General features: G+C 72.9%; 7 protein-coding genes. 5 read left to right on the forward strand and 2 right to left on the reverse strand.

Translation table 11 applies throughout. From position 1 onward, the window contains the following. Positions 1-180 precede the first annotated feature (180 nt). Complete coding sequence (locus KBX39_RS15430; protein WP_210871201.1) at positions 181-1,314, forward strand: hypothetical protein; 1,134 nt, start codon at positions 181-183, stop codon at positions 1,312-1,314. 9 nt (positions 1,315-1,323) lie between these two features. Here the strand turns inward: KBX39_RS15430 and KBX39_RS15435 are convergent, their stop codons facing one another. After that, positions 1,324-1,833 (reverse strand): hypothetical protein, encoded by a 510-nt coding sequence (locus KBX39_RS15435; RefSeq protein WP_043326377.1) that lies wholly within the window; start codon positions 1,831-1,833, stop codon positions 1,324-1,326. A 195-nt stretch (positions 1,834-2,028) separates the two neighbouring features. Here KBX39_RS15435 and KBX39_RS15440 point away from each other — a divergent pair, with 195 nt between their 5' ends. Continuing rightward, positions 2,029-2,256: a helix-turn-helix domain-containing protein gene (locus tag KBX39_RS15440; RefSeq protein WP_030501414.1), complete on the forward strand. Its 228-nt coding sequence runs from the start codon at positions 2,029-2,031 to the stop codon at positions 2,254-2,256. A 95-nt stretch (positions 2,257-2,351) separates the two neighbouring features. Continuing rightward, the gene (locus KBX39_RS15445) at positions 2,352-2,930 is read left to right on the forward strand and encodes an Rv3235 family protein (protein ID WP_043326379.1); all 579 of its coding nucleotides are present in this window, start codon (positions 2,352-2,354) and stop codon (positions 2,928-2,930) included. A gap of 222 nt (positions 2,931-3,152) precedes the next feature. Here the strand turns inward: KBX39_RS15445 and secA are convergent, their stop codons facing one another. Continuing rightward, positions 3,153-6,050: a preprotein translocase subunit SecA gene (secA, locus tag KBX39_RS15450; protein WP_043326381.1), complete on the reverse strand. Its 2,898-nt coding sequence runs from the start codon at positions 6,048-6,050 to the stop codon at positions 3,153-3,155. A 169-nt stretch (positions 6,051-6,219) separates the two neighbouring features. Here secA and KBX39_RS15455 point away from each other — a divergent pair, with 169 nt between their 5' ends. Further along, complete coding sequence (locus KBX39_RS15455; RefSeq protein ID WP_043326382.1) at positions 6,220-7,377, forward strand: GNAT family N-acetyltransferase; 1,158 nt, start codon at positions 6,220-6,222, stop codon at positions 7,375-7,377. Next, positions 7,374-8,480, forward strand: coding sequence for a GNAT family N-acetyltransferase (locus KBX39_RS15460; RefSeq protein ID WP_210871203.1), 1,107 nt, complete (start codon positions 7,374-7,376; stop codon positions 8,478-8,480). The genes KBX39_RS15455 and KBX39_RS15460 overlap by 4 nt, the downstream gene beginning before the upstream one ends. Positions 8,481-8,511 lie beyond the last annotated feature (31 nt).

Consider the following 8,511-nt stretch of genomic DNA (forward strand, 5'->3'; position numbering starts at 1 on the left):
CACCTCGGGGAAATGGCGGTATCCGGGCCCTCGGGATGCCACCACATCGCCGTACTGCAGTCGATCAACGCGCACACGGCACACGGCCCGCCCGAGGAGTGGTGATGCGCCGCGTACGCTGGATGACCGGTGACCTGCCCGGCCCGGCTCGGGGATCCGGCGACCGTCGAAGGGAAGACGATGAGCAACCAGCCCGGCAGCTCCACGGCCGCGGAGACGGATCAGCCCGAGACCGTCGGGCCGACCACGGGCGACGGGGCCACCGTCGAGACGTCCTCCGTCAAGGCGTCCTCCGTCAAGGTGCCCTCCGGAGAGACACCGTCGGGCGAGGCACCGGCGAGCGAGGCTCGGACGGCCGAGGACGCAGCCGGATACGCGCATGGGGACGAGGGGACTGTCACCGGCGGTCGGCCGGAGTTCGCCCCGGGCGCGCTCGTACTCGCCCTGCTCTCGCTCGGATGGCTGGCCGCCATGCTCTGGTCGACCCGCGAGGCGATCCACTCGACCGCGGCCGGCGTGACCGCGATCAGCCTCTCCGCGTACGCGCTGCCCGGCGTCATCACCGCGGCGCTGGTCACCGGCGCCACCGTCGCCCTGGCCGCGACCAACCGGCTCGGCCGGGCCACGCTGCGGTTCCTGGCCGCCGTCGGGACCGGCCTGGTGGTCGGGCTGCTCGCCGCGGTGGCGATCAACCTGACGTACGCCGACAACGCCACCACGAACACGATCGCCGGAACCACGGCGGCAGCCGCGATCATCGGCGGCGCGATGGCGGGCGCGCGTCAGGCCCGGGTGGTGGGTGCGATCACCGCTGCGACGCTCACCGCGCAGATCTTCGTGGTGCTGTTCAGCCGCGCCCGGGACCCGCTGTCCGACCTGTTCGGCGCCGGGGAGACCCAGCAGTCGGTGCTCGACGCCGCCAAGTGGGTCTCGCGTACCGAATCGCTGCTCGCCGGCCTGCTCGCCGGCCTCGCCGCGTACCTCTATCTGACCTGGTCCCGTCGCCGGGCCGAGCGCCGTGACGGCGTGGCGTCGCCGCTGCGCTGGCCGGCGTACCTGGTGGCCGGCGCGGGCGCGGGCCTGCTCCTGCTGCTCACCGAGGTGATCATCCGGATCGGCGGCCGCGGGCTGCTCGACCTGGCCGCCGCGCTCAGCGAGGCCGACGAGGTGGCGCAGACCGCGCTCGGCACCTCGCGGGTGGACAACGGGATCTGGGTGCTCTTCGTGGGCGCGCTGACCACGCTCATCGTGTTCGGCCGCACGCTCGGCCCCCGCCCGGTCGAGGACGAGACGGACGAGCCGGCGGCGTCCTGAGCCGCCGGCTCAGCCGGCCTCGCGCAGCAGCAGGTCCAGCTCGGTCACGTCGTACCACTCCAGTTCGTGGTCCTCGGCGCCGTCGACGGTGAACTGGGCGTCGGGGTCCCCGGCCTGGGCCTCGGCCACCACCTCGACGGCAGCGGCCACGTCCTCGACCGCCTCCGCGCCGTCGACATGAAGCGCGGCGACCGACTTCACCGGCACCGGTCCGGCCGGCCGGACCACGCTGGACCCCAGCTCGCCGCCGACCCGTCCGACCGCCCGGGCGGGCAGGTCGGCCGAGACGACAACCCGTCGCCGGGGCGCGGCGGGGTCGCTCCGGAGCAGGAACAGCGCGTCCTGGGCGGCCCGGGTGAAGGCCACGTACTCCAGTTCCTCCTCGTCGCCCTCGGCGTACCACTCGCGCAGTTCCGGGGTGACCGCGTGCGCCGCCTCGGCGGTCAGCCCCTCCTCGCGCAGCCGGGCGAGCATGGGTACGGTCGCCGGCAGGTACACCCGGACAAGCTCGTCGGTCACCGGTCACTCCCGCATTCAGGCCACTCACCGGCGGACGCCGGCTCCGGGCGCCGATCATGCCGTACGCCAGGACCGTCATACACCCGGCATCCGCGCGGGTGAAGTCTCCCGCCGGTGTGTCAGGCGAACGGGCATGGGGCGATGTCAGCCGGTGATGGCAAACTAAGGCAAACGAAGCCAACCCCGGGAGTCACCGTGGAGTCGAGGTTCCTGCTGCTGTCCGACGTCGCCGCCGAGCTGAACGTCTCGGACTCGCAGGTCTACCACATGGTTCGCAGTGGCGAGCTGCCGGCGATCAAGATCGGCGGTCGGGGGCAGTGGCGGGTCGAGCGCTCCCGGCTGGAGGAATACATCGAGCGGAAGTACGCCGAGACGGCGGAGTGGGTACGCGGGAACCCGCTCGGTGAGCGCGACGAGGAGTGACCACCCGAGGACCGTCGGCCATTGACGCCGGTGACGCCATTCCGGGAAGATGAAGCCCTGTCGGAGGCAAACGAAGGCAAACGCAAGGATTCGAGATGGTCGACACCCGCCGTCCCCGCGCACCCCGCCCGCCGGTCCGTCTCCGGCCCGCCCCGCCACTCGACCCGCCGTGCGTCGACGAGGAGCCGCTGTGGAGTCCCGTCGGGCAGCTCACCCTCGACCTGAGCGATCCGCGCCGCGGTGCCGCCGCACGCCCCGCCGGCCGCGCCCCGGACCCGGCACCCGCCTGGCCACGCTGGACCGGCACCCCCGCGTCAGCCCTCGCGTCCGCCGCACCCGAGGGAACGCGGGCCGCACACCGATTCGTCCGCACCTTCCTGGAGATCGTCAACGGCTTCCGGCCACCCGGCCAGCTCCGGCCGCTCTGCGTGCCCGAGTCGGCCGGCCCGGTCGCGGCCGAGCTGACCCGAGCAGCCCGCCGGGTGACCCCGGTCCGCCGCCGTACCGCCCGGCCGACTCTGCTCCTGCGGCGTCTGCGGGTCTGCGAGCCCCGCGCGGGCGCGGTCGAGGCCACCGCCGTGTTCGCCGGCGTCGGAGGCACGAGCTGGGCCGTTGCGATACGCCTGGAACGCCGCCGAGGCACCTGGCTGTGCCTCGTCCTGGACGTCCTCTGAGCCCGGTCGTGGCCCCCCGACCCGGCTCGACCGCGCCGCGGCCACCCGCGCCTCCACCGGCGCCGATCTTGCACTTCCGTCCCGTAGATAACGTCATGAATCGGGCATGATGAGGGCCGGAACTGCAAGATCGCGGGAGAGAGCGAGGGAGGGCTCTGGGGGAACCCAGGGACGGCGACGGGCCCCGGCCGGGAGGCCGGGGCCCGTCGTGGGCGTTCGGGGTCAGTTGCCGCCGTTGGGCGAGCCGTGGCAGCGCTTGTACTTGCGGCCCGAGCCACACGGGCAGGGCGCGTTACGGGACGGGCCCTCGCCGCCGTCGACCTGGCCCGGGGCGGCCCGCCGGGCGGTGCTCGCCGCGACCGCCTGGCCGCTCGCACCGGCCGGAGCCCGGCGCGGCCCGGCGGCGGCAGGGCGCTCCGACTGCTGGCCGATGCCGAGCGCCGGCGCCTGCTGCTCGGGCCGCTCGATCACCGGAGCGCCGCGACCGGCCTCGCCGTCCACGGCGGGAGCGGAGTACTGCAGGCCCTGCTGCTGCGGCGCGCGGTTGAGACCCTTCGCCCGGATCTCCACCGGCTTCTCCAGCAGCTGCACCTCCTCGGCCTCCGGCTCGGCCTCCTCGACCTGCACGTCCAGGTTGTAGAGGAAGCCGACCGTCTCCTCCTTGATGCCGTCCATCATGGTGGCGAACATGTCGAAGCCCTCGCGCTGGTACTCGATGACCGGGTCGCGCTGGGCGTACGCCCGCAGGCTGATGCCCTCCTGCAGGTAGTCCATCTCGTAGAGGTGCTCGCGCCACTTGCGGTCGATCACCTGGAGCAGGACCATCCGCTCGAGCTGGCGGACCGCCTCCTCGCCGAGGCTCTCCTCGCGCCTGTCGTACGCGGCGTGCGCGTCCTCCTTCAGACGGGCGAGCAGGAAGTCCTGGTCGATGCCCGAGCGGGAACCGACCTCCTCCTCCAGCTCGTCGACTGTGACGCCGACCGGGTACAGCTGCTTGAGGCTGGACCAGAGCTGATCGAGGTCCCAGTCCTCGGCGTAGCCGTCGCTGGTCGCGCCGACCACGTACGCGGTCACCACGTCGTCGATCATGTTGCGGACCTGGTCGGACAGGTCCTCGCCGTTGAGCACCCGCAGGCGCTCGGCGTAGATCACCTGGCGCTGCTTGTTCAGCACCTCGTCGTACTTGAGGACGTTCTTGCGGATCTCGGCGTTCTGGCCCTCGATCTGGGCCTGGGCGCTCTTGATCTGCCGGGTGACCATCTTCGACTCGATGGGCACGTCCTCGGGGATGTTGAAGCGGTCCATCACGGCCTCGACCGCGCCGGCCCGGAAGCGCTTCATCAGCTCGTCCTGCAGCGACAGGTAGAAGCGGGACTCGCCCGGGTCACCCTGCCGGCCGGCGCGACCGCGCAGCTGGTTGTCGATCCGGCGGGACTCGTGCCGCTCGGTGCCCAGCACGTAGAGGCCACCGGCGGCGGCGACCTCCTCCGCCTCGACGTCACACGCCTGCTTCCAGGTCGGGAGGATCTCCTCCATCGCCTTGGCGTACTCCTCCGGCTGCTCGACCGGGTCGAGCCCGCGCTGGCGCAGCTCGTTCGCGGCGAGGAACTCGGGGTTGCCGCCGAGCAGGATGTCCGTACCGCGGCCGGCCATGTTGGTCGCGACGGTGACCGCGCCCTTGCGCCCGGCCTGGGCGACGATCTCCGCCTCCTTGGCGTGGAACTTCGCGTTCAGCACGGAGTGCGGGATGCCGCGGCGGCGCAGCATGTGCGACAGGATCTCGGAGTTCTCCACCGAGACGGTGCCGACGAGCACCGGCTGGCCCTGCTCGTGCCGCTCGGCGATGTCCTCGACGACGGCGTTGAACTTGGCCTTCTCGGTCTTGTAGATGACGTCGGGCCGGTCGAGCCGGACCATCGGCCGGTGCGTCGGGATGGTCACGACGCCGACCTTGTAGACCTTGTTGAACTCGCCCGCCTCGGTCTGGGCGGTACCGGTCATGCCGGAGAGCTTGTCGTAGAGGCGGAAGTAGTTCTGGAGGGTGATGGTGGCCAGGGTCTGGTTCTCCTGCTTGATCTCCACCCCCTCCTTGGCCTCGATCGCCTGGTGCATGCCCTCGTTGTAGCGGCGGCCGTGCAGGATGCGGCCGGTGAACTCGTCGACGATCAGGACCTCGCCGTCGTTGACGATGTAGTCCTTGTCGCGCTTGTAGAGTTCCTTGGCCTTGATGGCGTTGTTCAGGTAGCCGACGAGCGGGGTGTTCACCGACTCGTACAGGTTGTCGATGCCGAGGCGGTCCTCCACCTTGGCCACGCCGCGCTCGGTGATCGCGATGGTGCGCTTGGCGTAGTCGACCTCGTAGTCGCCCTCGCCGTCGGTGCCGGGCTGGAGCCGGGCCACCACGGTGGCGAACTCCTGGTACCACCGGGCGGAGTGCTCGGCCGGACCGGAGATGATCAGCGGGGTACGCGCCTCGTCGATGAGGATCGAGTCGACCTCGTCGACCACGGCGAAGAAGTGGCCGCGCTGGACCAGTTCGTCCTTCGACCAGGCCATGTTGTCGCGCAGGTAGTCGAAGCCGAACTCGTTGTTGGTGCCGTAGGTGATGTCGCACTCGTAGGCCGCGCGGTGCTCGGTGGCGGGCCGGTTGGGCAGCACCACGCCGACGCGCAGGCCGAGGAACTCGTGCACCCGGCCCATCCAGGCGGCGTCGCGTTCGGCCAGGTAGTCGTTCACGGTGACCACGTGCACGCCCTTGCCGGCGAGCGCGTTCAGGTAGACCGGCATGACCGAGGTGAGCGTCTTGCCCTCACCGGTCTTCATCTCGGCGATGTTGCCGAAGTGCAGTGCCGCGCCACCCATGACCTGGACGTCGTAGGGACGCTGGCCGAGCACCCGGGAGGCCGCCTCACGGCACACCGCGAACGCCTCGGGCAGCAGGTCGTCGAGGGTCTCGCCGTCAGCGAGCCGCTCCTTGAACTGGTCGGTCATGCCGCGTAGCTCGTCGTCGCTGAGGTTGACGTAGTCGTCCTCGATCGAGTTGACGGCGGCCGCGATGGCCTTGAGCCGACGCACCATGCGCCCCTCGCCGGCGCGAAGGACCTTTTCCAGAATCGACACGGATCAACGCTCCCCTAGACGGTCTCGAACCATCGTAGGCGCTCGGAGGCGACGATGGTCACTGGTGGCGGCGGTCCGGGCTCCGGAACCCGACATAACGCCGCGACCGTGCGCCACCGGCCGCTAATCGGGTTACGCCGTGCGCGAACGATCCGGCACGATGGCTCGGATGGAGCCTGTGGAGATCATCGAGGACGGCCTGCTGCTGCGCCCCTGGCGTGCGGCGGACGCCGACGCGGTGCACCGTGCCTGCCAGGATCCGGACATCCAGCGCTGGACCACCGTACCTCGCCCGTACCTGCCGGAGCACGCCGCCGAGTTCGTGACCACGTTCAGCGCGACCGCCTGGGCCGAGGGCGCGGGCGCACCGTTCGCGGTCTGCGACGCCGGCACCGGGGAGCTGCTCGCCTCGTGCGGCCTGGTCTCCGTGGACCGCGAGCTGGACTCGGCCGAGGTCGGCTACTGGACAGCGCCGTGGGCCCGGGGCCGGGGCGTCGCGGTCCGCGCCACCCGCGCGCTCGCCCGCTGGGCGTTCGACGCGCTCAAGCTGCGCCGGCTCACCTGGCAGGCCGAGATCGGCAACCACGCCTCGCGGCTGGTCGCGCTGCGCGCCGGCTTCCGCGTCGAGGGTGAACTGCGGCTGGCCCACCCCAGCCCCGGCGGCCGCCCGGAGGGCTGGATCGGCTCCCTGTTCCCGGCCGAGCTGGCCGCGCCCGGCGACCCGGTCCCCTACGGGCCGGACACGCTGCAGGCCCGCCGCGCGGCGGTCTTCGGCCGCCCGCAGCCGGTCCTGTTCGCCACCGCCGGGGACACCGAGCTGCGGCTGCGCGCGCTGGAGGAGCGCGACCTGCCCGCGGTGACCCGCACCTGCCAGGACGAGCAGACGATCCGCTGGACCACTGTGCCGCACCCGTACCGGCCGGAGCACGCCGAGGGCTTCCTGCACGACCTGGTCCGCCCGGCCTGGGCCCGGGGCACCGCCGCGACGTTCGCCGTGGCCGACCCGGACGACAGCTACGTCGCCTCGATCGACCTGCGTATCCTCCCCAACGACCCGCTGGTGGCCGACGTGGGATACATGACCGCGCCGCACGCGCGCGGCCGGGGTTACCTGCCGGCCGCGCTCACCGCCGTGTGCGCCTGGGGCTTCACCACGCTCGGCCTGGCCCGGATCGAGTGGCGGGCCAACGTGGGCAACACCGCCTCGCGGCGGGCCGCCGAGAAGGCCGGCTTCACCGTCGAGGGCACGCTGCGCGGCGGCGTCCAGCACCGCGGCGAGCGCCAGGACGCGTGGATCGGCGCGCTGCTGCCGGAGGACCTGGTGTGACGCCGGAGACGATCGAGGGGTACGGCGTACGGCTGCGGCCGTGCCACCTCGCGGACGTGCCGGACATGGTGGCCGGGTGCGCCGACCCGGAGACCCGCCGGTTCATGCCCCTGCTGCCCGATCCCTACGACGAGGACGCCGCCCGCTGGTGGATCACCGAGGGCTCGCCAGCGGCGTGGGCGGCGGGTGGGGCCGCGTACACGATCGCCGACCCGGCCACCGACCGGCTCCTCGGCAGCATCGGTCTGAGCCGGCTCAGCGCGGAGCGGGCGAGCTACGAGATCGGTTACTGGGTGGGTCCCGCGGCGCGCGGCCGGGGCGTGGCGAGCGCCGCCACCCGGCTGCTGACCGAGCGTGCGTTCGCCGCCGGGGCGGCCCGGCTGGAACTGCTCACCCGCGTCGACAACGTGCCGAGCCAGCGCATCGCCCTGGCCTGCGGCTACCGGCACGAGGGCGTACGCCGGGCGGCGGGCGCGAGCGCGGGCGGCGTACGCGAGGATCTGATCGCCTGGGTGCGGCTGGCCGACGACCGGCCCGGGCCGGTCGCCCGCCTGCTGCCGGACCTGCCCGGCGGCCGGCTCACCGACGGCGTGGTGACGCTGCGGCCGGTGGGGCCGGCGGACACCGACGTGCTGCACCGGCTGCACTCGCTGCCGGAGGTGGTGGCGAACCGGGCGCCGCCGGTGGCGCCGGAGCGGGCCGCGCTCGCGCGGCGCTGCCGGCTGGCGGCGAGCCGCTGGCTGGCCGGCGAGGCTGCCGACCTCGCGATCGTCGACGCGGTGGCCGGCGCTGTCGTCGGCGGGTGCGCGCTGTTCTACGACGAGCCCGCCACCGGCCAGGCGATGATCGGCTACAGCCTGCTGCCGGAGGCGCGCGGGCGCGGGCTGGCCGCGCGTACGGTCCGGCTGGTCGCCGGGTGGGCGTTCGGCATCGGGGTGGCCCGGCTCTGGGCCGGTACCCGGCCGGACAACGTGGCCTCGCAGCGCGTGCTGGAACGGGCCGGCTTCCGGCGGGAAGGGCTGCTGCGCGGGCGGCTGCCCGGCCCGGACGGCGCCCGGGTCGACTCGGTGGTCTACGGCCGGCTCGCCACCGACGAGAACTGAGACGGGCCCCCGCGCGTGCGGGGGCCCGGCT

It is taken from the genome of Micromonospora sp. D75 (genome assembly GCF_018070405.1).
GTDB lineage: Bacteria > Actinomycetota > Actinomycetes > Mycobacteriales > Micromonosporaceae > Micromonospora > Micromonospora chalcea.

Bases quoted from the DNA above. Each gene is read 5' to 3' on its own strand.
- KBX39_RS15455 (WP_043326382.1), top strand. From the start codon at position 6,220: ATGGAGCCTGTGGAGATCATCGAGGACGGCCTGCTGCTGCGCCCCTGG.
- KBX39_RS15430 (WP_210871201.1), top strand. From the start codon at position 181: ATGAGCAACCAGCCCGGCAGCTCCACGGCCGCGGAGACGGATCAGCCC.
- KBX39_RS15445 (WP_043326379.1), top strand. From the start codon at position 2,352: ATGGTCGACACCCGCCGTCCCCGCGCACCCCGCCCGCCGGTCCGTCTC.